At 69.2% G+C, this 26,948-nt stretch carries 25 protein-coding genes, 3 pseudogenes and 1 riboswitch; of the genes and pseudogenes, 17 read left to right on the top strand and 11 right to left on the bottom strand.

All coding sequences use genetic code 11. The features are described from left to right. Positions 1 to 129 precede the first annotated feature (129 nt). Entirely contained in the window at positions 130 to 1,173 is a 1,044-nt protein-coding gene (locus tag ACIBPB_RS07940; protein WP_396838815.1) for a LysR family transcriptional regulator, read from the top strand. Here the strand turns inward: ACIBPB_RS07940 and ACIBPB_RS07935 are convergent. Together ACIBPB_RS07935 and ACIBPB_RS07930 are read right to left on the bottom strand one after the other, a co-directional pair. Beyond that, the gene (locus ACIBPB_RS07935; protein WP_396838813.1) at positions 1,145 to 2,128 is read right to left on the bottom strand and encodes an acetamidase/formamidase family protein; all 984 of its coding nucleotides are present in this window, start codon (positions 2,126 to 2,128) and stop codon (positions 1,145 to 1,147) included. The two genes, ACIBPB_RS07940 and ACIBPB_RS07935, sit on opposite strands and share 29 nt — an antisense overlap. 101 nt (positions 2,129 to 2,229) lie before the next feature. Further along, positions 2,230 to 2,967, bottom strand: coding sequence for a response regulator transcription factor (locus ACIBPB_RS07930; protein WP_396838812.1), 738 nt, complete (start codon positions 2,965 to 2,967; stop codon positions 2,230 to 2,232). Between the two features lie 275 nt (positions 2,968 to 3,242). Here ACIBPB_RS07930 and ACIBPB_RS07925 point away from each other — a divergent pair, with 275 nt between their 5' ends. From ACIBPB_RS07925 to ACIBPB_RS07895, 7 genes and pseudogenes are all read left to right on the top strand, one after another. Further along, the gene (locus tag ACIBPB_RS07925; RefSeq protein WP_396838811.1) at positions 3,243 to 5,822 is read left to right on the top strand and encodes a collagenase; all 2,580 of its coding nucleotides are present in this window, start codon (positions 3,243 to 3,245) and stop codon (positions 5,820 to 5,822) included. 108 nt (positions 5,823 to 5,930) lie between these two features. Beyond that, on the top strand, positions 5,931 to 6,893 hold the full coding sequence (locus tag ACIBPB_RS07920) for a LysR substrate-binding domain-containing protein (RefSeq protein ID WP_135240905.1): 963 nt from the start codon (positions 5,931 to 5,933) through the stop codon (positions 6,891 to 6,893). Positions 6,894 to 6,998: 105 nt separating this feature from the next. Continuing rightward, positions 6,999 to 7,088, top strand: a riboswitch (glycine riboswitch). A 138-nt stretch (positions 7,089 to 7,226) separates the two neighbouring features. After that, positions 7,227 to 8,354: a glycine cleavage system aminomethyltransferase GcvT gene (gcvT, locus tag ACIBPB_RS07915; protein ID WP_318332092.1), complete on the top strand. Its 1,128-nt coding sequence runs from the start codon at positions 7,227 to 7,229 to the stop codon at positions 8,352 to 8,354. A gap of 31 nt (positions 8,355 to 8,385) precedes the next feature. Next, positions 8,386 to 8,763, top strand: coding sequence for a glycine cleavage system protein GcvH (gcvH, locus tag ACIBPB_RS07910; RefSeq protein ID WP_128138908.1), 378 nt, complete (start codon positions 8,386 to 8,388; stop codon positions 8,761 to 8,763). Positions 8,764 to 8,769: 6 nt separating this feature from the next. After that, positions 8,770 to 10,038: a serine hydroxymethyltransferase gene (gene glyA / locus ACIBPB_RS07905; RefSeq protein WP_318332093.1), complete on the top strand. Its 1,269-nt coding sequence runs from the start codon at positions 8,770 to 8,772 to the stop codon at positions 10,036 to 10,038. Positions 10,039 to 10,130: 92 nt separating this feature from the next. Next, positions 10,131 to 11,057: a proline dehydrogenase family protein gene (locus ACIBPB_RS07900; RefSeq protein ID WP_151012858.1), complete on the top strand. Its 927-nt coding sequence runs from the start codon at positions 10,131 to 10,133 to the stop codon at positions 11,055 to 11,057. A 105-nt stretch (positions 11,058 to 11,162) separates the two neighbouring features. After that, positions 11,163 to 11,432: pseudogene (locus ACIBPB_RS07895) on the top strand (serine dehydratase beta chain); the annotation flags it as partial. 62 nt (positions 11,433 to 11,494) lie between these two features. Here ACIBPB_RS07895 and ACIBPB_RS07890 read toward each other — a convergent pair. Both ACIBPB_RS07890 and ACIBPB_RS07885 read right to left on the bottom strand, forming a co-directional pair. Beyond that, entirely contained in the window at positions 11,495 to 11,932 is a 438-nt protein-coding gene (locus ACIBPB_RS07890; RefSeq protein WP_396838809.1) for an STAS domain-containing protein, read from the bottom strand. 383 nt (positions 11,933 to 12,315) lie between these two features. Continuing rightward, positions 12,316 to 12,759: an OsmC family peroxiredoxin gene (locus ACIBPB_RS07885; RefSeq protein WP_396838808.1), complete on the bottom strand. Its 444-nt coding sequence runs from the start codon at positions 12,757 to 12,759 to the stop codon at positions 12,316 to 12,318. 722 nt (positions 12,760 to 13,481) lie between these two features. Between ACIBPB_RS07885 and ACIBPB_RS07880 the strand changes: the two genes are divergently transcribed. After that, on the top strand, positions 13,482 to 13,898 hold the full coding sequence (locus ACIBPB_RS07880) for a DUF488 domain-containing protein (RefSeq protein WP_396838807.1): 417 nt from the start codon (positions 13,482 to 13,484) through the stop codon (positions 13,896 to 13,898). 453 nt (positions 13,899 to 14,351) lie between these two features. Here ACIBPB_RS07880 and ACIBPB_RS07875 read toward each other — a convergent pair. Next, positions 14,352 to 14,606: pseudogene (locus ACIBPB_RS07875) on the bottom strand (hypothetical protein); the annotation flags it as partial. 318 nt (positions 14,607 to 14,924) lie between these two features. Between ACIBPB_RS07875 and ACIBPB_RS07870 the strand changes: the two are divergent. From ACIBPB_RS07870 to ACIBPB_RS07855, 4 genes and pseudogenes are all read left to right on the top strand, one after another. Then, positions 14,925 to 15,218 (top strand): DUF3040 domain-containing protein, encoded by a 294-nt coding sequence (locus tag ACIBPB_RS07870; RefSeq protein ID WP_396838806.1) that lies wholly within the window; start codon positions 14,925 to 14,927, stop codon positions 15,216 to 15,218. 339 nt (positions 15,219 to 15,557) lie between these two features. Next, positions 15,558 to 16,015, top strand: a pseudogene (gene folE / locus ACIBPB_RS07865) (GTP cyclohydrolase I). Positions 16,016 to 16,262: 247 nt separating this feature from the next. Continuing rightward, positions 16,263 to 16,676 carry a TraR/DksA family transcriptional regulator gene (locus ACIBPB_RS07860; protein ID WP_396838805.1) on the top strand — a complete coding sequence of 138 codons (414 nt, stop codon included), beginning with the start codon at positions 16,263 to 16,265 and terminating at the stop codon, positions 16,674 to 16,676. A 94-nt stretch (positions 16,677 to 16,770) separates the two neighbouring features. Next, a complete protein-coding gene (locus ACIBPB_RS07855; protein WP_396838804.1) occupies positions 16,771 to 17,577 on the top strand; it encodes a rod shape-determining protein in 807 nt (268 codons plus the stop codon). Between the two features lie 203 nt (positions 17,578 to 17,780). Here the strand turns inward: ACIBPB_RS07855 and ACIBPB_RS07850 are convergent, their stop codons facing one another. Further along, on the bottom strand, positions 17,781 to 18,167 hold the full coding sequence (locus ACIBPB_RS07850; protein ID WP_396838803.1) for a hypothetical protein: 387 nt from the start codon (positions 18,165 to 18,167) through the stop codon (positions 17,781 to 17,783). Positions 18,168 to 18,298: 131 nt separating this feature from the next. Here ACIBPB_RS07850 and tal point away from each other — a divergent pair, with 131 nt between their 5' ends. From tal to ACIBPB_RS07830, 4 genes are read left to right on the top strand one after another with little or no spacing between them, the layout of a single operon-like run. Continuing rightward, on the top strand, positions 18,299 to 19,405 hold the full coding sequence (tal, locus tag ACIBPB_RS07845) for a transaldolase (RefSeq protein WP_396838802.1): 1,107 nt from the start codon (positions 18,299 to 18,301) through the stop codon (positions 19,403 to 19,405). Between the two features lies 1 nt (position 19,406). After that, positions 19,407 to 19,901 carry a hypothetical protein gene (locus tag ACIBPB_RS07840; RefSeq protein WP_396838801.1) on the top strand — a complete coding sequence of 165 codons (495 nt, stop codon included), beginning with the start codon at positions 19,407 to 19,409 and terminating at the stop codon, positions 19,899 to 19,901. After that, complete coding sequence (locus ACIBPB_RS07835) at positions 19,898 to 20,479, top strand: trehalase-like domain-containing protein (RefSeq protein WP_396838799.1); 582 nt, start codon at positions 19,898 to 19,900, stop codon at positions 20,477 to 20,479. The genes ACIBPB_RS07840 and ACIBPB_RS07835 overlap by 4 nt, the downstream gene beginning before the upstream one ends. Continuing rightward, on the top strand, positions 20,467 to 21,714 hold the full coding sequence (locus ACIBPB_RS07830) for a glycoside hydrolase family 15 protein (protein ID WP_396838798.1): 1,248 nt from the start codon (positions 20,467 to 20,469) through the stop codon (positions 21,712 to 21,714). The genes ACIBPB_RS07835 and ACIBPB_RS07830 overlap by 13 nt, the downstream gene beginning before the upstream one ends. A 29-nt stretch (positions 21,715 to 21,743) precedes the next feature. Here the strand turns inward: ACIBPB_RS07830 and ACIBPB_RS07825 are convergent, their stop codons facing one another. Genes ACIBPB_RS07825 through ACIBPB_RS07805 form a run of 5 tightly spaced genes read right to left on the bottom strand, consistent with a single transcriptional unit; the run spans position 21,744 to position 26,941 of the window. Beyond that, positions 21,744 to 23,132: a V-type ATP synthase subunit B gene (locus ACIBPB_RS07825; RefSeq protein WP_396838797.1), complete on the bottom strand. Its 1,389-nt coding sequence runs from the start codon at positions 23,130 to 23,132 to the stop codon at positions 21,744 to 21,746. Further along, on the bottom strand, positions 23,129 to 24,925 hold the full coding sequence (locus ACIBPB_RS07820) for a V-type ATP synthase subunit A (protein ID WP_396838796.1): 1,797 nt from the start codon (positions 24,923 to 24,925) through the stop codon (positions 23,129 to 23,131). Before ACIBPB_RS07820 ends, ACIBPB_RS07825 begins: the two co-directional genes overlap by 4 nt. Beyond that, positions 24,922 to 25,263 carry a V-type ATP synthase subunit F gene (locus ACIBPB_RS07815; protein ID WP_396838795.1) on the bottom strand — a complete coding sequence of 114 codons (342 nt, stop codon included), beginning with the start codon at positions 25,261 to 25,263 and terminating at the stop codon, positions 24,922 to 24,924. Before ACIBPB_RS07815 ends, ACIBPB_RS07820 begins: the two co-directional genes overlap by 4 nt. Beyond that, positions 25,260 to 26,351, bottom strand: coding sequence for a V-type ATPase subunit (locus tag ACIBPB_RS07810; protein WP_396838794.1), 1,092 nt, complete (start codon positions 26,349 to 26,351; stop codon positions 25,260 to 25,262). The genes ACIBPB_RS07815 and ACIBPB_RS07810 overlap by 4 nt, the downstream gene beginning before the upstream one ends. After that, positions 26,351 to 26,941 carry a hypothetical protein gene (locus ACIBPB_RS07805; protein WP_396838793.1) on the bottom strand — a complete coding sequence of 197 codons (591 nt, stop codon included), beginning with the start codon at positions 26,939 to 26,941 and terminating at the stop codon, positions 26,351 to 26,353. Before ACIBPB_RS07805 ends, ACIBPB_RS07810 begins: the two co-directional genes overlap by 1 nt. Between the last annotated feature and the right edge of the window lie 7 nt (positions 26,942 to 26,948).

Raw genomic sequence — 26,948 nt, 5'->3', positions numbered from 1 at the left:
CGCAGCCACCAAGACCAACGACTGAACATCTACAACCAGCGAGGGGGTCAAAGTTCGGCCGGAACAGAGGGGTCAGGGTTCAACCGGTGTTGACAACCCGGCCTGAACCCGGATGGATAGGGTGCACGCATGGATCTGGAAATCCGGCATCTGAGAGTCGTTTGCGCGATCGCCGATACCGGAAGCATCTCGAAAGCAGCATCCAGACTGGGGATCTCGCAGCCCTCCGTCACGACCCTGCTTCAGCGTGTCGAACGGATGGTCGGTCATCAGATATTCCAGCGCGGGCGCGGTGGCGCTCGATCCACCACCTTCGGAGAGCAGTTCCTCCAACGAGCCCGCCTATTGGTCGCCGAAATGGCCGCGTTGAGGGGAAATATCGCCGGCCCGGCGGGCACGATCCGATTTGGATCGGTGCACATGGAGTGCGTCTCGTCTCTGTTCCATTGTCTGGAGACGAGCTTCCCGGATATCTCCTTCTCCATGTGCGTCGAGCCGTCCAGCCTGAGGCTCGCCCAGCGACTGGTGCACGGCGACCTCGATGTGGCGGTGCTGGCGATTGCGGAGTCCCATCAGATTCCACTCCCGCAGGAACTAGGTGAGCGGGTGCTCGCGTCGGCAATCCCGGTGTACGTCGCTGTCTCCAGCGCCCACCGGGCGGCGGGTCTTCGGGAGATCCCCCTGGAAGGGCTCAAAGAAGAGGCATGGATCAGGCCGCCCGGCGGAGAGGACGGTTCCCTGTCCGCCTTCTGGCAGGCGGCCCGCAAGGCAGGCTTCACCCCGCGAATCCAGTTCGACGTGCCCAGCGGCGGCGGGCGGCAGCTCGTCGGCTCCGGACGCGCCGTTCAGCTGGTGGAGCCGACCTCCCATGGCGGTCCGGGAGTCGCAGTCGTTCCCCTCGCCGGGGAACCGCTGCGCATGCACCTCACGCTCTGGTGGCATCGCCGTCGCATGAGTGCCGAACAGGCCGACCGCCTCTTCGAGGTTATCCTCGGCACCTACTCGACGTTCGCGATGGAGAGCCCCGTTTTCCAGCCGCGCTGGTCGAGGCACCCATCAGCTTGTCTGACGACGCCTCGCGACGACGAACAGCACTCTCATCGACCAGCAAGCACGCCCCGGTGCGTGGAGGGATCGACGACCGCTATCCCGCCGAGGCGGCGGTCCGCTTGAGCCGATCGTGTGCGTCGTCGTAGGCGGTAGCAGGATGGGGGAGCACGTTGCCGAGGGCCGACCGCCCTGCCTGCGAGACGAGCTGATGAGCGTCCAGCATCTCCAGCCCCGCCAAGGATCCGACCCAGCTCACCAGATCCTGGTGAGCTATTCGATAGGCGTCATCGAGAGGACGGGCGCAGCCGATCGACATGAGATCGAGGTCGGTCTCCAACCGTGGCCAACTAATTTGCCATCCCTTGATCACCTCAATGGCGACAGTGGTGACGGTAGCGATCGCCACACCGGCCGGACAGGCCTGGCCGTGCCCCTGGCGAGCGTAGCCGTCACCGAGCGCAAGCATCGCCCCGTGAACGTTGACACCCAGGTACAGGGTCGCGCCCGCACGCGCCTCGGGGATGTCGAGCTTCCCGCCGTAGAAATCAGGCACCATGGTGGACCGAGCCTCGAGTCTCCCGGGAGACACGCCTATGGTGCCGATAGTCGGCTCCAGCGGCAGGTCCACCGCATGGTCCGTTCTCGTCGGCTGGAACCGGACCGTTCCAGCCCGACGATCTATCTCATAGAACCAGACCCGCGCCTCGACCGGTGCGCCAAGCGCGAGCGCTCGCACACCGGATCCGAGCGCGCCGATGTGTGGAGGCGTGGACGACACCCCCCAGTCTCGCGCGGGAACGATCGAGACGATGTGGATGGCGAGTGTGTCACCGGGCTCGGCCTCCTCGATCAGGAAGGGTCCGGAGACCGGATTCAGATGCGGCGTCTCCAACATCCAGGACGACAGGTCGGACACACTGCGAAGCCGGCCACCGAAGCAGTCCTCGGTGTACACCTCCAGCACGTCACCGGAGCGCAGATGCGCGACTGGTATCCGACCCCCGAACGTGTAAGCGAGTTGTCGCTCGGCGGGCCGATGACCGATCTTCCCCATGACATCACACTCGTCCCTCGTCATGCTGCTTCGTCTGGTAACGGCCCGCCGGACCACGTCCCTTGCCGCAACGCATCGCGGTCCCCCATGAAGTGCGCCGCGGCGCGGCCCAGAACGATCGGCGATCAACGCGCCGCATCGCTCCCGGATGTCTGCATGATCTGCTCCCGCGCCGGAACCGGTCGCAACGAGACTCCCCGCCCCCGAGCGGTGTGCAGGTATTTCGTGCCTGTCGAGCGCTCGCCCAGCTTGCGCCGCAGACGGGACAGCAGGACGTCGAGGGACGCCGCCGACGGCAGGCCCTCCGCGCGGATCCTCGTCCGTAGCTGCGACCGTGGCACCACCCGGCCGGGGTGCTCCGCAAGATAGGCGAGAAGCTCGAACTCGGTACGCGTCAGCGCCACGGGTCGTCCATCCACTGAGACGCTGCGACCTGCCACATCGATGCGAAGAGCGCCGACCTCGGACGGCGCCGGAGGCGGTGCCGGCGGAACCCGGCGCAGCAGAGCGCGGACGGAGGCGTCAACCACCGCGGGTGGACACGGCTTCGGCAGGAATCCGTCTGCGCCGGCGCGCAGCATGCGGACGACGTCATCATCGATACTCCTGATGCTGTGTGCCAGAACCGGGCGGCGGGACGCGACACACAGCAGGCGCATCAGCAGCAGCCCGTCCACCGCCGGCACGACCGGGTCTACGATCACGACATCCGGCCTCCGGTGGGTGTGGCAGGTCAGGTCGGACAGCGTCCGCCCGCTCTCATGGAGGGCGATCTCGGTGACCAGATGACCGAAGCGCGTCAACTGATCGCCGAGTAGCCGCCGATAGCGATGGTCTTCGTCGATGAGCAAGATGGTCGCCATGGTTGCCGTCCGGTGTCTGAATCGTGAACACCTGGACGATCGCACGACCGGACCGCCCGCTTTCATGTCATCTGTCCATCACGTCGCCTGATCGATCCGACGACCCTCGACGCATCGCTCACAGGTTCCGGTAAGGCCCAGGCGGGCCACCCTGACCACCCGCTGTGGACTCGTTGTGGCCGCCGGAGCCGCCTGGCTAGCGTCCACCCCCCAAGCATCCATCGAAGTGCGTCAGCGCCTTTGCTGGATCACACCCTCGCCCATGAGGAGAGAGCATGTCTGGACACCCATTGCGGCGAAGACTAGGTCAGCTGTTCGGCGCGCTCACCGCGCTGACGCTCGCCTGCGGCATCATCGCGCCGCCGGCCGCCGCGAACACGGCGCGGCCCGTGCCACCCGGGCAGCAGGCCAGAAAGACCGATGCGGCACCGCCGGCAGCGGGCGATGCGACTGTTCGGGGCAAGGACCGGGTAGACCATGTGAGCGAGCAGGCGCTCCCCGTACACAAGCGCCCGCCGCAGCCGGCCGCGAAGGACGCCGCCCGCGTCGACTACGACCGCCCCGCAACCGCGAAGCGACGCGCTCGGCCGTCGGACGCCGGGTCTCGCGCCGCCGCTGCCGCCTGCAGCCCCGCAGACTTCACCGGCCGAACGGGATCGGCGCTGGTCAGCCAGATCAAGGGATCCACTGTCGACTGCATCAACAGCCTGTTCAGCCTCTCCGGCAGCGATGCCTACAACGCCTTCCGCGAGGCGCAGATGGCAAGCGTCGCGTACGCCGTGCGGGACGGCTCGCCCGGCTACCCGGGTAACCCCTCCACCGGCATGCCCCAGCTCGTTCTCTACCTGCGGGCCGGCTACTACGTGCAGTGGTACGACACGAGCGTCGGAACGTACGGGCCGGCACTGCAGACCGCGATCCGCTCAGCGCTCGACGCCTTCTTCGCGAACGCACGCGCCTGGGACGTGACCGACGCCAACGGTGAAACCCTGGCGGAGGCGGTGACGCTCATCGACAGCGCACAGGAGAACGCCCGATACCTGTTCGTGGTGAACCGGCTCCTGACCGGCTTCAACTCGTCGTACACCTCGTCCTGGTACATGCTCAACGCGGTCAACAACGTCTACACGGTGCTGTTCCGAGGCCACCAGGTGCCCGCGTTCGTCTCCGCCGTGCAGGGCGACCGCACCGTGCTCGACAACCTGTACAACTTCGCCAACACCCACGCCGGTCTCCTCGGCACCGACAACGGCTACCTCACGTCGAACGCGGGCCGGGAACTCGGACGATTCCTGCAGCACGCCCCGCTCAAGCCCATCGCGCGGCCGATGGCGTCGGCGCTTCTCTCGCGAAGCAACATGACCGGCCCGACCGCGCCGCTCTGGGTCGGCGTCGCCGAGATGACCCAGGCATACGACGTCGCCAACTGCTCCTACTACACCACCTGCAACCTCTCCGCCCAGCTGACCAGCTCTGTCCTGACGATCAACTACACATGCAGCCCATCGATCAAGATCGTCGCGCAGGACATGACCTCGGCTGAACTGAGCCAGTCCTGCACCAGCCTGAAGGGCCAGGACGCCTACTTCCACAGCCTGGTCGGGGACAGCGGGCCGGTGGCAGGCGATGTCAACACCGACATCGAGGTTGTCGTCTTCAACTCGAGCACCGACTACCAGACCTACGCGGGCGCCATCTACGGCATCGATACGAACAACGGTGGTATGTACCTGGAGGGCAACCCGTCGGACCCCAGCAACCAGGCAAGGTTCATCGCCTACGAAGCCGAGTGGGTCCGGCCGGCCTTCCAGATCTGGAACCTCAACCACGAGTACACCCACTACCTCGATGGCCGGTTCAACATGTACGGCGACTTCAGCGCCAACATCACCACACCTACCATCTGGTGGATCGAAGGCTTCGCCGAGTACGTCTCCTACTCCTACCGGAACGTCACCTACACCAGCGCCCAGAACCAGGCGGGCAACCACACCTATGCGCTGCGCACGCTGTTCGACACCACCTACAACAACGACCAGACGCGCATCTACAACTGGGGCTACCTGGCCGTGCGGTACATGATGCAGTCCCATCGGCCGGACATGACGACAGTGCTCGGATACTACCGATCGGGGGCATTCAACGCCGCCCGCACGTACCTCACCAGCACCATCGGCTCGCGCTACGACGCCGACTTCGACGCCTGGCTGACGCGCTGCGCGGCAGGGGATTGCGGCGGGGGCACCACGCCGCCCCCGACCAACCAGCCGCCGTCCGCCTCGTTCACCGTGGCGACCAGTGGGCTCACCGCCACCTTCACCGACCGGTCCACGGACGCCGACGGCAGCATCGCCTCACGGCAGTGGGCCTTCGGGGACGGGAGCACCTCGTCGACCGTCAACCCCAGCAAGACCTACGCTGCGGCCGGCACCTACACCGTCTCGCTGACGGTCACCGACAACCAGGGAGCGACCGCGAGATCGTCCCAGACCATCTCGGTCACGACGGGCGGCGGCACCACCATGCCGGAATGCGGCGGCACTGACACGCGTACCCTCGACCGCAACTGCCAGCGCAGCGGACGCTCCGCGACCGCGGGCAACTACGACTACCTGTACATCTACCTGCCCGCCGGCGTCAGCACCCTCACCATTGCCGCGGCCGGCGGCACAGGCAACTGCGATCTCTACTACAGTCCGTCGAGCTGGGCCACCACCAGCAACGCCACCCGCTCCTCCGCCGGGGCCGGCAACACCGAGTCGCTGGCCATCCCCAGCCCGGCCGCCGGGTACCACTACATCAGCCTCTACGGGAAGACCGCCTGCTCTGGCGCCACGGTGAGCACGCGCTACTGAACCCCATGTGATGGGTATGAGCGCGCCGCCCGGCGGGAGTCGCCGGGCGGCGCGCCCGCCTGGCCTGTGGCCACCGCGCCGCCTGCGGTCGCGTGCATAATCTCGGTCATGGGCATCGATGTGCGCCACCTGCGGGCGATCAGTGCCATCGCCGAGGCCGGAAGCGTGACCGGCGCCGCCGCCCGCCTGGGTCTGTCGCAGCCCGCGCTGACGGCCCAGGTGCATCGGATCGAGAAGACGGTCGGTGGGCCGCTGTTCGTCCGAAGCCGTACCGGTATGCAACCGACCGAACTCGGCAAGCAGGTGCTCCAGCGCGCCCGCGTCGTGCTGGCCGAGGTCGACGCGCTCGTCGAGGACTTCGGCGACCGGCACCCCAATCCGGGCCTGCTCCGACTCGGCACCGTCCACATCGCCTGCGCGGGCAGTATCGTACGTCATGTCGCGGAAGCGTTCCCGGATCCGGAGATCGCGCTGCAGATCGAGCCGTCCTCGCGCCTGTTGGTGGAGGCACTCACCCGGGGCCAGTTGGATGCCGCGTTGCTGGGCATCCTTGAGGGCTTCGAGATGCCGATCGGTCCCACGCTCACCAGCCGGCCACTGATCCCCCGTTACCCGATCTTCGTCGCCATGTCCGCCTCCCACCCGCAGTCCCACCACGAGCAGGTGCGGCTGGCCGACCTGAGAAACGAATCGTGGGTGTGCCCGCCGGGGCCGGACGACGGCTCACTTGCCTCGCTGCGACGGGCCTGCCGCGCTGCAGGTTTCGAGCCGAAGATCCGGTACGAAGCGCCGAGTGGCGCCGCGCACCCACTGGTGGCCGCCGGAGACGGTGTCCGGCTGGTCGACCCGACCTGGGCCCCGGCCGCCGGGACTCGGGTGCTGCCGCTGCGCGGGGAGCCGCAGTTGCTGGCCAGGCTGATGGTCGTCTGGCGGCGCGATGCGCTGACCTCTGCACAGAGCAGCACCCTGTTCCAGGCCATCACCCGGGCCTACCTGGATCACGTCAACGACAACGCTGCCTTCGCCCGATGGTGGCGGGCCAATCCCCACGCCCATCCCGCAGCGTCGTAGCGATCCGACGGCGATATATAGGCATCAGCTATGGGCAGGATGATGTTGACGCGGTATGGGCCGTCATCTAACCTGCGAATGGCCCACAACTACATAGACACCATTCGAACCTGCACGGGAGAGACTCCGTTCATTCGGAGCGCCGAAGGAGCAAACTCCCAAGAAACTCTCAGGCCCCATTACCGTGCAGGCGAGGTGACTCTGGAAAGCAGACGACCGTCGTCTCACCCACGGTGCAAGCCGCTGACGCAGCGGTGAAGCTCTCAGGTCAATGACAGAGCGGGAGGCAACCGACCGTTCGACGCCGCGTGCGTCGGGACGAGGAGCGCCCCCGTGCACCAGGATCCTGCGGCTCTGCTCCGCTCACCTCTGCATGCATCGCACATAGGACACGGAGCTCGATTCACCGACTTCAGCGGCTGGCGGATGCCCCTTCGCTACGGAAGTGAGCTCGCTGAGCACCGCGCCGTACGCGAACAGGCCGGCCTCTTCGATCTCAGCCACATGGGTCAGCTCGAGGTGTCGGGGCCGGAGGCCCCGGCAGCACTGGACTACGCTCTGGTCGGGCACCTGTCCGCCGTACCGATCGGCGGCGCGCGCTACACCATGCTCTGCGACGCCGCCGGCGGGGTGCTGGACGACCTCGTTGCCTATCGCCTCGCATCGCACCGGTACCTGCTGGTCGTCAACGCCATCAACACACGCGTCGTACATGAGGCCATCAGGACCCGTTGTGCGGACTACGCGGCCTGGGCCGCCGACCGCACGAACGAGCGGGCGATCATCGCGGTGCAGGGGCCGCGCGCCGCCCCCATCGTGGAAGCCCTGACCGGTACGGGACTCACCCGGCTCCGCTACTACACCGTAGCGCTACTGAACATCGACGGTCGGCCAGCCGTCGTGGCTCGTACCGGCTACACCGGCGAAGACGGCTTCGAACTGCTCGTACACGCCGAAGACGCGGTCCGCACGTGGGAAGCAGCGCTTGTGGCCGGTCGGCGTCACGGCTTGACGCCCACGGGGCTGGCGTGCCGCGACACCCTCCGCATCGAGGCTGGGATGCCGTTGTACGGCGCAGAGATCGGCCGTGACGTCACCCCGTTCGATGCCGGGCTGGGGCGGGTGGTGTCCTTCGTCAAACCAGGCGACTTCGTCGGACGAGCCGCGCTGGCCGAGGCCCACAAGAGCGGCGTCACCCGTCGGCTCGTCGGCCTCGTCGCGTCCGGGCAGAGAATTCCCCGAGCGGGCCAGCAGGTGGTGACGCTGACCGACGACGGCCATGGTGCTGATCCGGTCGGCCTCATCACAAGCGGCGCCCCGTCACCCACATTCAAACGACCGATCGCGATGGCCGGCATCCGTGCCGGCACCGGCGACAGCATCCGGCTGGCCGTGCAGATCCGGGGGACCACCGAGCCCGTCGAGATCGTCCCTCTTCCGTTCTACCGTCGTCCGCGGTGATCGCGGCCATTCCTTGCGAGGGTTCAGCGTCATGAACGTACCGGAACACCTGAAGTACAGCCTCAACCACGAGTGGGTCAACGACTCGGTTCAGCCGGCCGAAGTAGGCATCACCGCTTTCGCCGCCGAAGCGCTCGGTGATGTCATCTATGTGCAACTGCCCGAGCCGGGGAGCCACCTGACTGCCGGTGACGTGTGTGGAGAGGTCGAGTCCACGAAGTCGGTCGCGGAGCTGTACCTCCCGGTCAGCGGAGAGGTCGTCGCCGTCAACGAGGCGGTCATCGCCGATCCGGGCCTGATCGGCGTCGATCCGTACGGCAAAGGCTGGCTTCTGCGGGTCCGGTTGGCGCAGGTGCCTTCCCTGATGTCGCCGGACGAGTACCGCGCCTTCTCCAACGAGTCGCGGTAGGCCCCGATGGCAGCCTTCGACGATGATCTGGCCGACCTCGACCCCGTCGTCGCCGAGGCGATCGGCCGGGAGCTACGCCGCCAACACGAGACCTTGGGCATGATCGCCTCCGAGAATCTCGCGCCCCGAGCCGTGCTTCAGGCGCAGGGATCGGCCCTCACCAACAAGTACGCGGAGGGCTACCCGGGGCGGCGCTACTACAGCGGATGCGAGCATGTCGACGACATCGAGTGCCTGGCGATCGACCGGGCCAAGCGGCTGTTCGGTGCCACGTACGCGAACGTGCAGCCGCATTCCGGATCGCAGGCGAACGCCGCCGTGATGGCTGCTCTGCTCCAGCCGGGTGACACCATCCTCGGGCTCGACCTCGCTCACGGCGGTCATCTGACCCATGGCATGCGCATCAACTACTCGGGGCGGCTGTACCGGGCCGTGAGCTATCGCGTAGGCGCCGAAAACCACCTGATCGACATGGACGAGGTCGAAGAGCTGGCGCGCGAGCATCGGCCGAAGCTGCTCATCGCCGGCTGGTCGGCCTACCCTCGGACGCTCGATTTCGCCCGGTTCCGGCGGATCGCCGATCAGGTGGATGCATACCTGCTCGTGGACATGGCACATTTCGCCGGGTTGGTCGCGGCCGGTCTGCATCCCAACCCGGTGCCTCACGCCCATGTCGTCACCCTGACCACGCACAAGACCCTCGGCGGCCCCCGGGGCGGCACCATCCTCAGCGCGTACACCGATCTCGCGCGGAGGCTGGACTCTGCGGTCTTCCCGGGCCAGCAAGGTGGTCCGCTGGCGCATGTCGTGGCCGCGAAGGCGGTGGCCTTTCGGATCGCCGGAGAACCGCGGTTCCAGGATCAGCAGCGGCGTGCCCTGACCGGCGCGAAGATCGTTGCCGATCGTCTCGGCGCCGCCGAGGTCGCGAAGGCCGGCATCCGGGTGGTCAGCGGAGGCACCGACGTGCACCTGGTGCTGGTCGACCTGAGTCACGCGGATCTCGATGGCGCGCAGGCGGAGCGGCTGCTGCAAGGCGTCGGCATCACCGTCAACCGTAATGCCGTGCCGTTCGACCCCCGCCCGCCGATGGTGACCTCCGGGCTACGGATCGGCACCTCCGGTCTCGCCACCCGAGGATTCTCCGAAGCGGAGTTCATGGAGGTGGCCGACATCATCGCCGGTGCTCTGACTGGCAAGGAGGCTGACACGTCGCTACGCACGCGGGTGGCTCGCCTCGTCGATCGGTACCCCCTCCATCCCGGCCACACCTCCTGACCGTACGGGGAACCCGAGCTTCCGCGGGTGGTAGATCACTTCGTCACGCTCTGCTTCCTGAGGGCGACAACAGCCCCGAGAAAGGACCCCAATTGCCGAACAAGCTGTTGCTGATGGCGGCCGGCAGTCACCGACTCCGGAGAATCGTGGCCGGATCCCCCCTGACCCGGGGCGTGGTGCAACGATTCGTTGCCGGCGAGGTGAATGACGAGGCGATCGCAGTGGCGCGGCGCATCGTCGATTCCGGGATGCGGGTGACGATCGACCATCTCGGCGAAGGAACGACGACAGTCGAGCAGGCTGCCGCTGTACGCGACGCGTATCTCAGCCTGCTCTCCGCGATGCGGATGCCCGGTATGGCCGAGGTGTCGGTGAAACTGTCGGCGCTCGGTAGCGCGCTGCCCCACAACGGTCGCCGACACGCCTATCGGCTGACACGCGACATCTGTGCCGCTGCGGCTGCCGCCGACGCCACGGTGACCCTCGACATGGAGGATCACACCACGGTTGACCTGACGCTGGCCGTACTGGACGAACTGCGTACCGAATTTCCCTGGGTGGGCGTGGCGCTGCAGGCGTGCCTGCACCGTACCCCGGCGGACTGCCAGCGCCTCGCGTACGCAGGGAGCCGGGTGCGCCTGGTCAAGGGAGCCTACGCGGAGCCGGCGTCGGTGGCCTTTACGCGACGGCGTCAGATCGACGAGGCATTCGACAGGTGCCTGCGGATCCTGATGCAGGGCCAGGGCTATCCCATGGTGGCGACCCACGACCCCCGCCTGATCGACAGCGCCATCGGACTCGCCCGCGCCGGTGGCCGGAGCACCACCGACTTCGAGGTCCAGATGCTGTACGGCATCCGCGCGAACGAGCAGACGCGGCTTGCGGGGGAGGGGTACCGCGTACGGGTTTATCTGCCGTATGGACAGGACTGGTACGCGTATTTCACCCGCAGGCTTGCCGAGAAGCCCGCGAACCTGCTCCTCCTGGCTCGATCCTTCAAGCCGGGCGCCGCCGACTGAGCGCGACGCGGAGCTTTCGGCATCGTTCGCCGCGGACCAGGCAGCCATGGGCGGTCACGCGGAACCGAAGACCGTCGTCCGTGGCGATGACAGGAGCATTGCGCCATGATCAGTGTTTTCGATCTTTTCAGCGTCGGTATCGGGCCGTCCAGCTCGCACACCGTCGGGCCGATGCGGGCCGCTCGTACGTTCGTGGCGGGCCTGAAGGCCGACGGGCAGCTCGCTGACGTGGCGCGCGTACGGGCGGAGCTGTTCGGCTCGCTCGGGGCGACCGGTCACGGGCACGGCAGTGACCGGGCGGTGCTGCTGGGGCTGGAGGGCGAGGTGGGACGTCCGCCATCACTGGTGCGCATGTCGCGGCGGCTCGACGCGCTGAGCGCGTGGCTCAGCAGTCCATCGGCGAGTGCCGTCAACGACCATTTCTCCATCACCAGCTCCTATCGGTGAGGCGAGGCGTAGGCTCCGGCGCTCGACGGTGTCGCCGCCACCCGCTGGTCGTCGCGGTGGCGCCGGGAACGGTGTGACCGCGCTGCTCGGCCGGCCACCGGTGCCGGCTCCGGGTGCCGCCCGGTGAGGGCGGTGAAGACGCCGGTGAGTTCCAGGACCCGGCGGACCTGGCGCTGCGGGTTGACCACCGTGTAGCGGTGTCCCCGGCTGACGGCGGTGTTGCGGCCGGCTACCAGTGCGCCGATGCCAGCGCAGTCCAGGAACGTCACCCGGGCCAGGTCGACGACCACGGCAATGCGATCCGGTGTGTGCAGAGCGTCCTGAATGGCTGATCCCAACGCGTCGACGGCGTCCAGGTCAACGTCGCCGGCGAGGGCCAGCGTGACCAGCCCGTCGTCGCGGCGATGTCGGGTCAACGAGAAACGCATGAAGACCTCCGGGCGGTGTGCCGATGTCCTGTCGCGTGCATCGTCGTGCGGTGGCGCTCGTCGTCGGTGTCGGTGGTGTCAGCCGATATGCCTGCGCTGGCACCCTGGCTCGTTCCAGAGCAACCACCCATCTGTCCAGCCTGTGCACCGCGGGCACTCGTCGGCGGGCAGCCTGGGAGCCCACCACGGAATGCGATGGCAGCGGGCCGCCGGAAGGCGCGCGGTTGCCGACCGTCAGCAAGTACGGGACCCTCAGCCACCCGGGCCTTGAGCGCCGCCGCCCGGGCTGCGATCCCGACACCGGGTACGGCCTGCCCAGCTCCGCCGCCCGCACGGCCATTGCGTCGAGGCGATTCGCCACCCACCTGGATGACTGGCGTGAGTCAGGTCGCCTGCAGGGTGGCTTCGACGCTGATCCGAGCACCGGCGAACAGTCGTGAGACGGGGCACAATGCGGCCGCCTCGTCCACGACCTTCTGGAAGCCTGCCGCGTCGAGCTGGGGCACCCAGCCGTTCACGCGCAGCCTGGAGGAGACGATGGTCGGTACGCCATCGACGTCGTCCAGGGTCACCGTTGCCGCGACGTTGAGGCGGTCCGGTGGCGTGTGGGCCTTGCCGAGCAGCAGCGTGAGCGCCATCGCGAAGCAGGCCGAGTGAGCGGCGCCAACCAATTCCTCGGGACTGGTCTTGCCGCCGGGCGTTTCGGTGCGCGCCGCCCAGGTCACGTCCAGCCCGTCGAGTGCGCCGCTCGCCGAGCGGATCACTCCGCGGCCGGCGGTCAACGAGCCTTCCCAGGTCGTTTCTGCGTTTCGTTGGGCGATACTCATCTGAGACTCCTCGGCTGTTGAAGTGGGGACAGGCGACCGGCTGCGTGACAACGAACTGGTGGATCGTCGGCCGCGCGGCCGGTTCTGGCCGTCGATGGACACCGACCTGCAGCGGCGACCGCCGGCCGGTCCGCTCTGTTATCGAGCCGGCGTTGCGATCACCATCAATGATTGCCCTTGGTCCGGTCCGGCACAGGCGCCGTCGCCGGTCAGGTCGAGTGCCGCAACTTGCCGATGCTCGGCACTACGGCGCTCACGACACCGCGAGGCGGGCCGGCGGATCGGACGGTCGCCTGCACCACCAATCCCGTCAGGTTTGACTGCTCAGCCCTCGTCGGATCTGCCGGCGACCCCATGGACGTGGCTGGCATACGGAAACTCGCACCCGATCATGGTTCGCGTTTCGTGCGGAGCCGCCGGAGCGATCACCTCGCCGCGGCAAATCGCGAATCGGCCTCCACCTGGTCCCTCACGGCCAGACGCCACCAGTCGAGCTGATGCCGGGGTAGGGCAACCATGTCGTCCGGCGTTGCCGGGATCCGGCAATCTGTCACCGCGGTACGTGCTGGCCACATACGTGTCCCGCGACGAGGACCCGGCGCGAGCATTGGCGATGACACCTCGCACCGCGGTCGTTGTGGTGACCGCGAGCGATCCACATCGAGGAGGACCCATGGAAAGGCAGGTAAGGCTCCGCCAGGTCTACGATGATCCCTCGTCCGATGACGGCGCCCCGGGTGCTGGTCGACCGGGTGTGGCCACGCGGTCTGACCAAGGCTGCGGTCCATCTCGACGAGTGGGTGAAGGACATCGCGCCGTCCACGCCACTGCGCCGCTGGTACGGACACCGACCGGAACGGTTCACCGAGTTCCGGGACCGCTACCTGATCGAACTCCGCGACGCCCGGCCAGCAGCCGCCTTCGACCGGCTCCGGGAACTGGCCCGCACGAGGACCGTCACGCTGCTGACGGCCACCCGAGACGTCGAGCGCAGCCAGGCAGCCATCCTCAGTGACCTTCTGCGCGACGTCGGAGCAGCCGCCCGCGACCCGGCGCCGGAGGCGCCCCGCTCGACCCGCGGCCGCTGGGTGAACCTCGACGGTCCGCCGCATACGGAGTCTCAGGGGGCCCGAGCATGAGACACGAGACGACTGCGATCGACCGGCTGCCCGCTGTCGCGTTCACCGACGCCGCTACCGCGGCCGGGAACGCGCCGTCGATCCTCAACGCCCAGCCGTACGCACGCGACGGTGTTCTTGCGGCGTCGTCGCAACGCCCAGGCCGTCAAGTCCAGCCGAAATGGATGGGGGGCAGGAAAACAATCGTGGCTTGAGCCAAATCGGGTCTCGAATACTGTAGCGACGGGCTGCGGCGTACCCGTTCTGGTGACGGCCCGGGGACGGCTGCGGTGGGCCGGAACCACCGGCCGTCGGCGACCCGCACCGCAAAGATCGTCCGGGAGCATTCCCGGAGGGAATGATCGGAACACCGACGGCATCCAGTCCTGCTGACGGCCGGTCCCGCACCCAGGGGATCAGGTCAGTGCGGCAACGTTCGGGAAGACCGCTGCGCGCTCGTCCGGTCGGCGAGCATCATGCGGCTACGTCGAGTGTGCGGCGGGCCTCGCGGATCATCTGGTGGATGAAGCCCCATTCGTTGTCGTACCAGGCCATGACCTTGACCAGCGTGCCGTCCACGACGCGGGTCAGGTCCAGGTCGATGACGGCGGCGCGTGAGTCGCCGACGATGTCGGCGGAGACCAGCGGATCCTGCGAGACACCGAGGATGTCGCGGTAGCGCTCCTCGGTGACCTCTTGCCGGAACGCGTCGTTGACTTCCTCGACGGTGGTCGGCCGGCTCGCGACTGGGCTGACGGCGCGCCGTCATGTCGTGGTGTCGGGCCCGGCCCCAGGCCCACCGCCCACCGGCCGGTATGAGCTATGACTGGCGGTTGCCGTGCTTCGGCAGGTCCGACTTTCGTAGTTTGCTGTTGTCGGCCCTGTCGATGGGATCAGGTCAAGCCGGATGCTGTCAGTGCACAAACGACGGACCGGCGGGCGGCGACTCTCGTCCGCCGCCTGCACCGGTCGCCTCAAACGGAAACGCCACGAGGCGGGCTTCACAGTAGGTCGTTGCGGACGGTCGCCAGTCGGAAAGGAGCAGGCATGCTCAGCGACGCAGAACAGCGCAGGTTGACGGAGATCGAACACGGACTGCGGTCAGAAGACCCCGACTTCGCCGATCGATTCGGCCATGTCATGCAGAGCCGCCCGCACAAGTGGTGCGGCATGACCGCACGCGCCTGGCTGATCGCAGCCGCGCTGATCATGGGCTTGGCGGTGCTGATGGCCAGCCTGGGAGTCGCGCTGATCGCGGTGAGTGTAGCCGGCGTGAGCGCGGCTGCCTGGATCACCGACCAGACCCGCTGGACCGACAATCGGCGGCCACCACAACCCTAGCCCGGCGGCCCCGCCCACAGACCGGATCGATGTCCGCGCCCGCGGACGACGTAAACAAGAGTCTGGCGTCAGGGCGGGTCTGCATGGTGAATGCCGGGCGCCGCTCGACCAGCCGCATCCGCCGGCCGCGCCGCGCACGAGCCCATGCCAGTTCGGTCAGTGACAGTCGCGATGGCGCACGGCGGCGGGTGAAGGGAGCACCATCACCACCACTACGTTGCTCGTCGGTCAACGGCGACCGGACCAGGATCTGGTCGCCGCGGAACTCGCCGCCGCCACGTTTCTCACCGCCCTCGGTGTCGACCTGGCATCCGGGGGCTTGCCGAGACACCCGCGCGGATGGCGCGCGCCTACGCCGAACTGCTCAGTCCACGCGAGTTCGCCTTCACCACGTTCGTCAACGACGAGGGATACGACGAACTCGTCGTCGCCCGCGACATCCCGATCCGGGCGGTGTGCGAACACCATCTGCTGCCGTTCGTCGGCGTCGCCCACGTCGGCTACCTGCCCGGCGACCGCATCGTCGGCCGGTTGAAACTCGCCAGGGTGGTGCAACTGTTCGCCCACGGCCCCGGCTGCAGAAGCGCCTCACCCGACAGATCGCCGTCTGGCTCAACACCCACCTGCGGCCCGGTGCCGTCGGGGTCGCCATCGAAGCCGAACACCTGTGCATGACCATGCGGGGCGTACAGGCCGCCGACGCGCGCAGCGTCACCTCCACGTTCCTCGGACGTCTGCGCGACGACGCCCGCGCCCGCGAGGAGTTCCTGGTCATGGCCGGCGTCGGCTCCCACTGATCGCACGCCGCATCGGGACACCCCAGGTGGCCGACCAGCCTAATCCTGGTTGTCGGCGTGCTGCTGTCTTAGCGGCCTCACACGGCGCCGGACGGTCGTCCGCACCGCGCCGGTCGCAGCCGGCTTCTCAGCTTGCCGGGCACCGGAAGGGTTACCGCCGGTTGTTCTGCCCGTGACGGCTCCTGCGCTTACCCGACCAGTCCCGCACGCTTGACACACAGCGGTTCCGCAGGTGAGGAGACACATCATGACGACGAGAGCGGTGACCTCCAGCCCCACCGTCGATGCCAGCTTCGCTCAGTCGGGCCGAGCGGGCACGCCGCTGCGCCGCGGACGGTCGGACCCGACGCCACGGGTGTTCGCCGACCGGCGCCGCGATGTCGTTGCCCTCACCTGGGACCTGACGATCCATCAGCTGCACCAGGCGTTCCGGCGGTGCGTGGCCGCGCCGTCGACCGAGCCACCAGATGACGCCCTGTCGCAGGAGTTGGCGCAGACTCGGCTCGCCGCGGCGCGATATGCCGTCGAGCACATCCAAGCCGCGCTCAGTTGCATGACCGACGACACCTACTTCAGGTGCCAACGGTGCGGCCGCGGCATCACCGCTGATCGTCTGCAGGCTTCACCCACCGCTCGCAGGTGTGCCACCTGCCAGGTGTAACAGACCCCTGGTCTTGCGCACCCCGCCGGGCGCGGCGAGACCGTCCTATCCGAGCGTCCGTAGGAATGAGGTCGGCATGTTCGTATCCACCGCGGTGGTCTCCGGCCAGCAACCCTCAAGCGGCCCGGCGGGCGCGGCGCCCGCCGATACCCGGGCGGGCGCCGAGACCTCGCCCACCGCGATAGCCGTCAGCCTCGGCAGCGGCCGAAACCATGTGTGGGTGGCCGGCCGCGGCGGCCTGAGCTGCCCGAGCGGCGACACCGTCGGCACCTCCCACGCACCGGTACGCCGGGGACGCGTCGCCGACAGGTCCGGCTGCATCGATATGCTGGCAGGGCTGATCCGCCAGTACCGCGACCCGATCCCGGCCGGCCCGGTCGTGGTCGTCTGCCGACCCGTGCTGGCCACCGCGACGGAGCAGGACGCGCTGCGCCAGGTCGCCGCGGCGGTGTTCGCCCCGTCGCGGGTGCTGTTCATCGACACCGTGCGCGCGGCAGCCATCGGCGCCGGCGCCGCCGCGGGCAGCCTCGTCATCGCCGACATCGGCGCCGAAATCATCGAGGTAGCGGCGCTGCGGGACGGCAGAGTCCTGGCGGCGCGTCGCACGGACATCGGCACCCGCGACCTCAAACGCGGTGCACCCACCGAAGTCCTCGCCCACGCCACCATTCGGATGATCGACGAGCTGCGCCAGGACCCGGCCGATGAGGTCCTGGTCCCCGCCGCGTTGACCCGCGGCCTCATGGTGGTGGGCGACGGCGCCATGACTCCCAGCCTGATGGTGAGGATCGCCGCGAACCTGCGGATCCCGGTGCGGTCTGCGGTCGCACCATGGACCGCCGCGCTCAGCGGCGCCGGACTCGCTGCCATGTCCGCGGCTCGTCACCCGGCGACCCGATGATCGGCCGGCGCGGCGACGCCTGCACCCAGCAGCCGGCGGCGCCCGAGAACCCGCCGGTGACCACGACCGTGATGTCAACCTCTGCGCAGCAGAGTCGGCACGTTGCCCATGAACGCGTTCAGCGGGGTCAGGGGACACGGCGGAACGGCTCCGCCCCGTGCCGCCACCGATTGGCTTGCTCCCGATTGCCGTCAGCTGCTACGTCACGGTGCTGCCGGGCGCAGCCGTACGCAGCAGCGGCCGGGGCCGGGGTCGAACTCCGCGTGACAGGAAGAGTCACCGGCACCGTCGGCGACGCCGCGCAGCAGCTGCAGGTTCACCCCACACACCAGCGCAGTGTACTGGCGGGCGAGGCGGTGGAACGGCCAGTTGCCCAGGACGACCGCGCCGCTGTCAGGATCCTGTCGCCGTGGTTCGTACCCCGCATCCTCCAGCGCCGCGAGCAGGTTACCGGTCGCCGTCCCGATGGCCTTGCCGGCGTCGTAGGCGGTGCGGTGCAGCACCTCACGCACGTCGCCGCCGGTGTCGATCGACTCGGTCACGACCGCGGCGAGCAGCCCGCCGATCAGGTCGTAGTGCCGTTCGGGCACCGACACCGCCACCTCTTCCTCGGCCCGCCTGCCAGCCGCCGGGCGGCGGACCCGTCCGTGTCCCGCCGGTAGCGCGCGGAGTCCCTCGACCGACGCCATCCACGATCCCGTCCGAGCTGAAAGGCGAACCGATGACCATCCTGGAGCGTCTCTACACCGAGTGCGGCCAGAGTCCGTGGCTCGACAACCTCACCCGCGGCTACCTGCGCGACGGCACCCTGACGCGGATGGTCGCCGACGGGATCCGCGGGGTGACCGCCAACCCTACCATCTTCACCAAGGCCATCCTCGGCTCGACCGACTACGACGAGCAGTTCGCGGCGCTGACCGCCGCCGGCCGGCCGCTCGAGGACGCGTATTGGCAGCTGGTCGTCGACGACATCACCGCCGCGCTGGCCGTGCTGCGCCCGACCTTCGACGCCAGCGGCGGCACCGACGGGTTCGTCTCCATCGAGGTCGCCGCCGCCCTGGCCCACGACACCCAGGCCACCCTGGTGGCCGCCCGCGCGCTGCACAAGCGGATCGCCGCGCCCAACCTGTTCGTGAAGATCCCAGCGACCGCGGAGGGCGTCCCCGCGATCCAGACCATGATCGCGGAAGGTCGCAGCATCAACATCACGCTGATCTTCTCCCTCGCCCGCTACGAGCAGATCATCGAGGCGTACCTGTCCGGGCTTGAAGCCGTCGCCGAGCACGGCGGCGACCTGGCGCCTGTGCACAGCGTCGCCTCGTTCTTCGTCAGCCGCGTCGACACCGAGGTCGACCGGCGCCTCGACGCGGTCGGCACCCCCGCGGCGTTGGCGTTGCGCGGGCAGGCGGCGATCGCCCAGGCCAAGCTCGCCTACCGGCTGTTCCGGGAACGCTTCACCGGCGAGCGGTGGCAGCGCCTGGCCGCACTGGGGGCGCATCCGCAACGGCCGCTGTGGGCCTCCACCTCGACCAAGAATGCGGCCTACCCCGACACCCGCTACGTCGACCACCTCATCGGCCCGGACACGGTCAACACCCTGCCCGAGGTCACCATTGCCGCGTTCGCCGACCACGGCACCCTGGCCCGCACCATCGACACCGAAACGGATGACGCCGCTGAGGTGATGCGCCGGCTCGCCACGGTCGGCGTCGACATGGGTGACGTCGGATCGGCGCTGGAGGAGCAGGGTGTCGCCGGCTTCCACGCCTCGCACCAGCAGGTGCTCGCCGCGCTCGAGGCGAAGGCCGAACAGCTCAGCCGCCGCTGACGTGGACTGGGCCGGATGGGCGCTGTTCGGGCTGGTCGCCACCACGGTGCTGACCGCGGTGCTGATCGCCGCCCAGATGGCCGGGCTGACCCGCCTCGACCTGCCCCTGGTGCTGGGCACGCTCGTCACCACCGACCCGGACCGGGCCCGGGTCGCGGGATTCTTCCTCCACCTCGCCGCCGGCCAGGTCTTCGCCCTCGGCTACGCCACCACCTTCGCCCTGCTGGAGGCCACCTGGTGGCTCGGGGGTTCGCTCGGCGCACTGCACGTCGCGGTCGCCCTCACCGTGCTGCTACCGCTGCTGCCGGGCGTCCATCCGCGGATGGCCTCGCACCGGGCCGGCCCGGCCAGCACGGCCGTGCTGGAGCCGCCTGGCCTGTTCGCCCTCAACTACGGCGTCCAAACCCCCCGCCGTCGCGGTCGTCGCCCACCTGGCCTACGGCGTCGTCCTCGGGTTCCTGCTGCAGGCGCGCTGACATGCGCCGGCCCCCGATGACTGACAGTCCGTACGACGGGCGCTCCCGGACGCCCGCGCCGATTGCCGGCTACGGGCTGCTCGGCGACACCCGCACCGCGGCGCTGGTTTCCGACGACGGCGCGATCGACTGGATGTGCGTGCCCCGCTTCGACGGCGAGTCACTGTTCGGCCGCCTCGTCGGCGGCCCACTCGCGGGAACGTTCCGGGCCGGCCCGGCCGGACCCGCCACGCTCGTCGAACGGCGCTACCGGCAGCACACGACCACCCTGCAGACCACCTGGCACACCGACGGTGGCCGGCTCACCCTCACCGAGGCGATGGTGGCCGAGGTCGCCGGCCGGCTGCTGCCCGCGATCCTGCTGGTGCGACGCTTGTCGGCCGCGACCGGACCGGTCGACGCGGTCATCGAGTTCGACCCGCGCCTCGGCGCGAAACATCGCCCACCCGAGGTCCGCCACGACCGTACGGCCGTCGTCTGCACCTGGGGACCGCTCGCGGTGTCCCTGACCTGTGCACCCGAGCTCACCGTCGCACCCGGCCAGACCACGACCGTCACCGTCGAACCGGGCCACCCACTCACCTCGTGCTGTCCGTAGCCCACCGCGAACCGCTGATCCACGTGGACCCGGCCGTAGCCTGGGACCTGCTCGCCGGCGACGAGTCCCGCTGGCGGGCCTGGACCGCCGCAATCGACCCGACGCTGCCGTTCCGCGAGCCTGTCGTGCGCAGCCTGCTGACCCTGCAGCTGCTGACCTACTCGCCGTCCGGGGCACCGGTCGCCGCGCCGACCACGTCGCTGCCCGAGGAGCCCGGCGGCGTGCGGAACTGGGACTACCGCTACGTCTGGCCCCGCGACGCCAGCATCGGCGTCGCCGCGTTCCTCGGCGCCGGCACACTCGACGAAGCCCGCGGCTTCCTCGCCTGGCTGCTGCCCGCCAGCCGGCTGCAGCGGCCCCGGCTGCCCGCCCTGTTCACCCTGCACGGCCGGCACGTACCCGGCGAGCGGGAACTTCCCGGCTGGTCCGGCTACGCCGGCAGCATGCCGGTGCGCACCGGCAACGGCGCCGCCGACCAGCACCAACTCGACGGCTACGGTTGGCTGGTCGACGCCGCCTGGGTGCTGGTGCAGGCCGGGCACCGTCTGTACGGCGAGACGTGGCGGGCGGTGCGCGGGTTCGCGGACCTGGTGGCCCGTCGCTGGCCGGAAACCGACGCCGGCATCTGGGAGATCCGCGGCGACGCCGTGCACCACGTGCACTCGAAGCTGATGGGCTGGCTCGCCCTGGACCGCGCCCTGCGCATCGCCGACACCCACCCGCTCGCCGCCGGGCAACGCCGGCGGTGGCAACAAGCCCGAGACGCCATCGCCGCCGAGGTCCGGACCCGCGGCTTCGACCCGGCCAGGGACACCTACGTACGCGCCTACGACTCCACCGACCTCGACGCGGCGCTGCTCGTCCTGCCACTACTGGGCATCGACGACCCGCAGTCTGCCCGGGTACGCGGCACGATCGACGCCATCCGCGACGAGTTGTCCGCCGGCGGACCGCTGCTGTACCGCTATCCACCGGGACGCGACGGACTGCCCGGCACCGAAGGCGCGTTCCTGCCCTGCTCGTTCTGGCTCGTCCAGGCCCTGGCCCGCACCGGGCGCCGGCCCGAAGCGTTCCAGCTGTTCCAGACGCTGCTCGAACACGCAAGCCCGCTCGGCCTCTACGCCGAAGAGATGGACCCCGCGACCGGCGCCCACCTCGGCAACTACCCGCAGACGCTGACCCACGCCGCACTGAGCCCCGTCGCCCTTGCCATCCGAGACGCCGGTCGTCGTTGAATCGCGGCGCCGTCCGACCAGGGCATCGGTCATCGCGACGACTGGTGGTGTTGTTCGACCAGTTCGGGTTTGATCCGCCGCAGTTCGGTGGCGGGGAACGGTGCGAGCAGGTCCCAGGCGAGGTTGAGGGTTTCTTCGATCGAGCGTCGCCGGTCACGCTGTCCGACGAAGCGGCGTTCGAAGTCGTCGACGAAGGTCAGGATGCGCCGGTCGTCGTCGGTGAGTGCTTGTTCTCCGACGATCGCGATGAGGCGGCGAAGTTCCTGGCCTCGGCCCAGGAAGGTGGAGAGCTGGTCGGCGACGCCGCGGTGGTCTTCGCGGGTGCGTCCGGCGCCGATTCCGGCGTTCATGAGGCGGCTCAGAGAGGGCAGGACGTCGATGGGCGGTGAGATCCCGCGTCGGTCGAGTTCTCGGGACAACACGATCTGACCTTCGGTGATGTAGCCGGTGATGTCGGGGATCGGATGGGTGACGTCGTCGTCGGGCATCGAGAGAACCGGGAGTTGGGTCACCGTGCCACGGCAGCCGTGGATCCGGCCGGCGCGTTCGAACAGCGACGCGAGGTCGGAGTACATGTAGCCCGGGTAGCCGCGTCTGCCGGGGACCTCGTCGCGGGCGGCGGCGGCTTCGCGAAGTGCCTCGCAGTAGTTGGTCATGTCCACGAGGACGACGAGCACGTGCAGATCGAGTTCGAAGGCGAGGTACTCGGCGGCGGTCAATGCAGCCCGGGGACAGATGAGCCGTTCCGCCGCGGGCTCGTCCGCCCGGTTCACGAAGACCACGGACCGTTCGAGGGCTGCGCCTTCGGTGAAGCGTGTCCGGACGAAGGCTGCCTCCCGATCGGTCACGCCGATGGCGGCGAAGACCACGACGAACCCGTCCTCGGAGCCGGGTACGCGGGCGGTGTGTGCGATCCGGGTCGCCAGGTCGAGGCCGGGCAGGCCGTAGCCGGAGAAGACCGGTAGTTTCTGCCCGCGTACCAGGGTGTGCAGCCCGTCGATCGCGGAGATGCCGGTCTCGATGAACTCGGCTGGGTATGCGCGGGCGACCGGGTTGACGGGGTGCCCGTTGAGGTCGCGCAAGGCGGTGGGCACGACCGGTGGTCCGCCGTCGATGGGTCGTCCCATGCCGTCGAGGACCCGGCCGATGAGGTCACGCCCCACGGGCAGCTGCGCGGACCGGGCCCGGACGAGCACGGTCGTCGAGGTGACGTCGAGGCCTCGGGTGCCGCCGAGGACTTGGACGACCATCCGGTCGCCTTCGATCTCGAGGACCTGACCGCGTCGCTGTTCGCCGGTGGGAGTCACGATGTCGACGAGTTCGTCGTAGGCGACCTGCTGGGCGCGTTCGGCCACCAGCAGCGGCCCGGAGACGTAGGTCACGGTGCGGTGCTCGGTGGTGTACAGCTGCTGGGTCATCCCAGGTTCTCCAGTTCGCTGTGCAGGAGGTCGATCAGGGCTCTGGCGTGCTGTCCAGCCTCGTCGGCCGGCCAGAACCGCATCTGGGCGAGCGCTGTCACCGACGGTGCGGCAGCGGCCGTTTCGGCGGGCAGGCTGCGATCCACCGCGGCCCTCATCGCCGTGTCCGCGGCCCGGATCGCGCGGAGCATCGCGATCTGCTTGGGCGGGTCGCAGTAGGCGTCCTGTTCGTCGAACGCCGACTGTTGCAGGAAGTCCTCGCGAAGCAGCCGTCCGGTTCGCAGCAGGACCCGTTCGGGCGCCGCGAGGGTGTCGGCTCCGACGAGTTGCACCACTTCGAGGAGTTGGGCTTCGCGTTGCAGCAGCTGCCGTGCCCAGGCGCGGTGTTCTTCCCAGTCGGCGCCCACCTCGCGGTCGAACCAGCCGGTGAGGTCGTACAGCGTGTAACTGCGGTTCCAGTCGATGGCCGGGAAGTGCCGGGTTCGGGCCAGGGACGTCTCGAGCGCCCAGAACGTGCCGGCCAGGCGCAGCGAGTGCTGGGTGATCGGTTCGGAGAAGTCGCCACCGGCGGGAGACACCGCGCCGATGATCGTCACCGAGCCCTCCCGCCGATCGGAGCCGGCGCACCGGACGGCGGCGCCTCGTTCGTAGAACTCCGCCAGCCGCGATGACAGGTACGCCGGATAGCCCTCCTCGGCGGGCATCTCTTCCAGCCGGCTGGAGACCTCGCGCAACGCTTCGCCCCAGCGGCTCGTCGAATCGGCCATCAGGGCGACGTGGTAGCCCTGATCGCGGAAGTACTCGGCGATCGTGACGCCGGTGTAGATCGAGGCCTCCCGCGCGGCGACCGGCATGTTTGACGTGTTCGCGATCAGGATAGTTCGTTCCATCAGCGACGCCCCCGTGCGCGGATCGATCAGCTGGGGGAACTCCTGCAGCACCTCGGCGAGTTCGTTGCCGCGCTCGCCGCAACCGACGTACACGACGACGTCGGCGTGCGACCATTTCGCCAGTGACTGCTGCAGCACGGTCTTTCCGGTGCCGAACCCGCCGGGAATGGTTGCGGCGCCTCCGCGGGCGATGGGGAAGAGAACGTCGATCGACCGCTGACCGGTGATCAGCGGCGTCGAGGCGGCCAGCCGTGCGGCGACCGGCCGTGGGTCACGGACCGGCCACCGGCTCAGCATGGTCACTGGGACATCGTCGATCCAGGCGACCGGCTCCTGGAGTTTCCGCGAACCGGAGCTGACCTTCGTCACCACGCCGTGCATGCCCGGCGGGACGAGAATGCGATGCTGCAGGGCCCTTGTCTCGGCGACGACGCCGAGGATGTCCCCGGCGATCACCCGGTCACCTGGGGCGACCCGCGGCTCGAACGTCCAAGTCCGTTCACGGTCGAGCGATGGCACGGACGCTCCGCGCGGCAGCAGCGGACGGCCGAAGGGGTCGTCGCCCAACCGGGCGAGCGCCTCCAACGGACGTTGGGTGCCGTCGAAGATACGACCGAGCAGGCCGGGTCCGAGTTCGGCCTCCAACGGTCGGCCGGTGTCGAGTACGGGCTCACCGACACGCAGTCCGCTGGTGTTCTCATAGACCTGGATCGTGGCCAGGTCGCCGCTGAGCCGGATGACCTCGCCGACCAGAGCGGCCCGGCCGACCCGCACCACGTTGTAAAGCCGGACCCGGTCAAGACCGCGCGCGACCACGACCGGCCCGGCGATGCGCCAGATCTCGCCGGTCGGGGCGGCACGGTCAACGCCGCGTTGCCTGTCGAGTGACGGTGTGGCCGTCATCGTGCGGTCCCTTCGTCGCCGAACGTGATCTCGTAGCCGATTGCCTGCCTCAGCAGCTCCAGCAGCCGCTGACTTCGGTCTGTCACGGGTTCGCTCGCCGTGCCCGTCGGTAGCGACACGACCAGCGGGATGCGCAGCGAGTCGACGCGCCGCCGCAGTCGGGTGGGCAGCGCGTGGAAGTACGGAGCGTGTACCGCGATGACACCGTCCTCGACGGCCAGCAGTCCCTCGAGGACGGCCGCGGTCTGCGCCGCCGACGCGACCTCGACGGTGTTCGCCCCGGCCAGGCGGTAGCCGACCGCGAGGTCTCGTGTTGTCAGAACGAGCAGGCGGCTCATCTCGGCTCCTGCGGCCAGATCAGCTCGGCGCGCACGAGTTCGGGCGCGATGCCGCGCACGGCCGCCTCCCCGAGCAGGCGCAGGTTGCGGGCTTCGACCTCGATGGCAGTGGTGAAGGCGAGCGGAATGTCGATCCCGAGTGGATCTCCGGTGACGAACAGCGCGGTCGCGTCGGCTATGGCGGCGCGCTCGAACGTGCGTTGCAGCGCGTGCAGGTCGCCGGCTGCCGCCCATCGTTCGAGCGTGGCACGCCATGTCCCGCGGGCGAGCCGGGCAACGGTCGCGACGATCTCTGCAGGCGTAGCGGCGGCCACGACCGATGCCAGGGCTGCGGGCGGGATCGTGCCGCCGGCGAGCGCGATGTCCGCCGCGGGTACGGTGCCCTGAGCGCCGGACGCGATCGCGTCGCGCAGCCGCAGGGCGTCGACCAGGTTGTGCTCGTCGATCTCACGCTGCGCGAACCGGAGCAGGGTCGCGGCGTCCCTTCCCGCCGAGGCGAGCCGGCCGGCCAGACGTGCCGCGTGGTCGACGGCGACGTGCCGCTCCAGCGCGGCCAGATCCCCGGTGCGTTCGTACTCGCCCAACCCGGTACGCAGCACATCGGCCTGTTCACGATCGGGCGTCCGCCGAGCGAGCAGGTCGACGACGCCGGCGAGTTCCCGCGGGCGCAGAATCTCGCTGACCAGCGGTTCGACGAGCCAGCCGACCGGCACGAACGCGTCCGGTGCGTCGTCGACCGGTATCTGCGGGCGTGCCCCCGCGCGCAGCACCGAGATGACGTTCTGGATGTCGAAGCGGGAGAGCAGGGCATCGACCAGATTCCGGGCGGGCCCGGAGTAGAAGCAGCGCATCTCCTCCAGCGAGGCGGCCAGCCGCGACCGGATCGCCAGGTGCAGGCGCTGGAGTCCGCCGGCTGGCCCGGCCGCCTCGCCGCGCGGCGCGTACGGCGTGTCCGCGAGCGCGTTGAACAGACCGTCGATGTCCGTTCCAAGTAGGTTCTGGTAGGCGGCGTTGTCGAGCAACTCACCCTTGCGGGCGTGCAGCCGGGTGTTGCCGTAGTCGAAATCGGCGCGGCGGGTCCCTAACATCAGACGTCCGCCGGTTCTGTCGGTAAGCTCGCGTCCAGCCGCCGGCCGAACCGTCCACGCAGTTCGAGGTCCGCGTTGGCAAGGCGCTCCTCGAGGGTGTTCCGGATGGTCCGGCCGTCGTCACCGGCCAGTTCCAATCCTCCCCAGGCGTCGAGGACGGCGACCACGCGCAGCTCACCGGCCATGGACGTCGCGAGGTCGGCGTCGTGCGGGTCCACGCGCAGCTCGCGTGCGTCCGGCAGCGCCGCGCGGCTTTCGTCGAGAAGTGCTCTGAACACCGCCGGATAGGCGGCGGATCCGCGCAGTCCGGAAAGTTTCTCGCGGATCCGGTCGAGTAGCGATCTGTACGCCTGTTCGCGGGCGGCGCGGACGGCGGCGGCGGCCTGCAGCCGGGCCGCGGCCCGTACTGTTTCCGCCGCGGCCAGCGACTCCGCCTCCGGCGCCGCGGCGAGCTGCGCCTGCAGGGCCGCCGCCTGCAGGCCGGCCGCCTCGACGATGGCGGCGGCCGACGCGGCCGTCGCCCGGTCGGCGAGAAGGCGTTGTTCGTCGGCTTCCGCTTCGATGGCGCGAAGCAGGTCGTCGAGTGCCATGCCGGGC

It is taken from the genome of Micromonospora sp. NPDC049836 (assembly GCF_044465125.1).
In the GTDB taxonomy this organism is placed as follows: domain Bacteria; phylum Actinomycetota; class Actinomycetes; order Mycobacteriales; family Micromonosporaceae; genus Micromonospora.
Note: the sequence above shows the minus strand (reverse complement) of the source record. Positions and strands in the feature narration are given on the sequence as shown.

What these genes read in the sequence shown, in the direction of transcription:
- ACIBPB_RS07940 (WP_396838815.1), top strand. Translation starts at nt 130, where the DNA reads ATGGATCTGGAAATCCGGCATCTGAGAGTCGTTTGCGCGATCGCCGAT.
- ACIBPB_RS07935 (WP_396838813.1), bottom strand. Translation starts at nt 2,128, where the DNA reads ATGACGAGGGACGAGTGTGATGTCATGGGGAAGATCGGTCATCGGCCC.
- ACIBPB_RS07930 (WP_396838812.1), bottom strand. Translation starts at nt 2,967, where the DNA reads ATGGCGACCATCTTGCTCATCGACGAAGACCATCGCTATCGGCGGCTA.
- ACIBPB_RS07925 (WP_396838811.1), top strand. Translation starts at nt 3,243, where the DNA reads ATGTCTGGACACCCATTGCGGCGAAGACTAGGTCAGCTGTTCGGCGCG.
- ACIBPB_RS07920 (WP_135240905.1), top strand. Translation starts at nt 5,931, where the DNA reads ATGGGCATCGATGTGCGCCACCTGCGGGCGATCAGTGCCATCGCCGAG.
- gcvH (WP_128138908.1), top strand. Translation starts at nt 8,386, where the DNA reads ATGAACGTACCGGAACACCTGAAGTACAGCCTCAACCACGAGTGGGTC.
- glyA (WP_318332093.1), top strand. Translation starts at nt 8,770, where the DNA reads ATGGCAGCCTTCGACGATGATCTGGCCGACCTCGACCCCGTCGTCGCC.
- ACIBPB_RS07890 (WP_396838809.1), bottom strand. Translation starts at nt 11,932, where the DNA reads ATGCGTTTCTCGTTGACCCGACATCGCCGCGACGACGGGCTGGTCACG.
- ACIBPB_RS07885 (WP_396838808.1), bottom strand. Translation starts at nt 12,759, where the DNA reads ATGAGTATCGCCCAACGAAACGCAGAAACGACCTGGGAAGGCTCGTTG.
- ACIBPB_RS07880 (WP_396838807.1), top strand. Translation starts at nt 13,482, where the DNA reads ATGACGGCGCCCCGGGTGCTGGTCGACCGGGTGTGGCCACGCGGTCTG.
- ACIBPB_RS07870 (WP_396838806.1), top strand. Translation starts at nt 14,925, where the DNA reads ATGCTCAGCGACGCAGAACAGCGCAGGTTGACGGAGATCGAACACGGA.
- ACIBPB_RS07860 (WP_396838805.1), top strand. Translation starts at nt 16,263, where the DNA reads ATGACGACGAGAGCGGTGACCTCCAGCCCCACCGTCGATGCCAGCTTC.
- tal (WP_396838802.1), top strand. Translation starts at nt 18,299, where the DNA reads ATGACCATCCTGGAGCGTCTCTACACCGAGTGCGGCCAGAGTCCGTGG.
- ACIBPB_RS07835 (WP_396838799.1), top strand. Translation starts at nt 19,898, where the DNA reads ATGACTGACAGTCCGTACGACGGGCGCTCCCGGACGCCCGCGCCGATT.
- ACIBPB_RS07825 (WP_396838797.1), bottom strand. Translation starts at nt 23,132, where the DNA reads ATGACCCAGCAGCTGTACACCACCGAGCACCGCACCGTGACCTACGTC.
- ACIBPB_RS07820 (WP_396838796.1), bottom strand. Translation starts at nt 24,925, where the DNA reads ATGACGGCCACACCGTCACTCGACAGGCAACGCGGCGTTGACCGTGCC.
- ACIBPB_RS07815 (WP_396838795.1), bottom strand. Translation starts at nt 25,263, where the DNA reads ATGAGCCGCCTGCTCGTTCTGACAACACGAGACCTCGCGGTCGGCTAC.
- ACIBPB_RS07810 (WP_396838794.1), bottom strand. Translation starts at nt 26,351, where the DNA reads ATGTTAGGGACCCGCCGCGCCGATTTCGACTACGGCAACACCCGGCTG.
- ACIBPB_RS07805 (WP_396838793.1), bottom strand. Translation starts at nt 26,941, where the DNA reads ATGGCACTCGACGACCTGCTTCGCGCCATCGAAGCGGAAGCCGACGAA.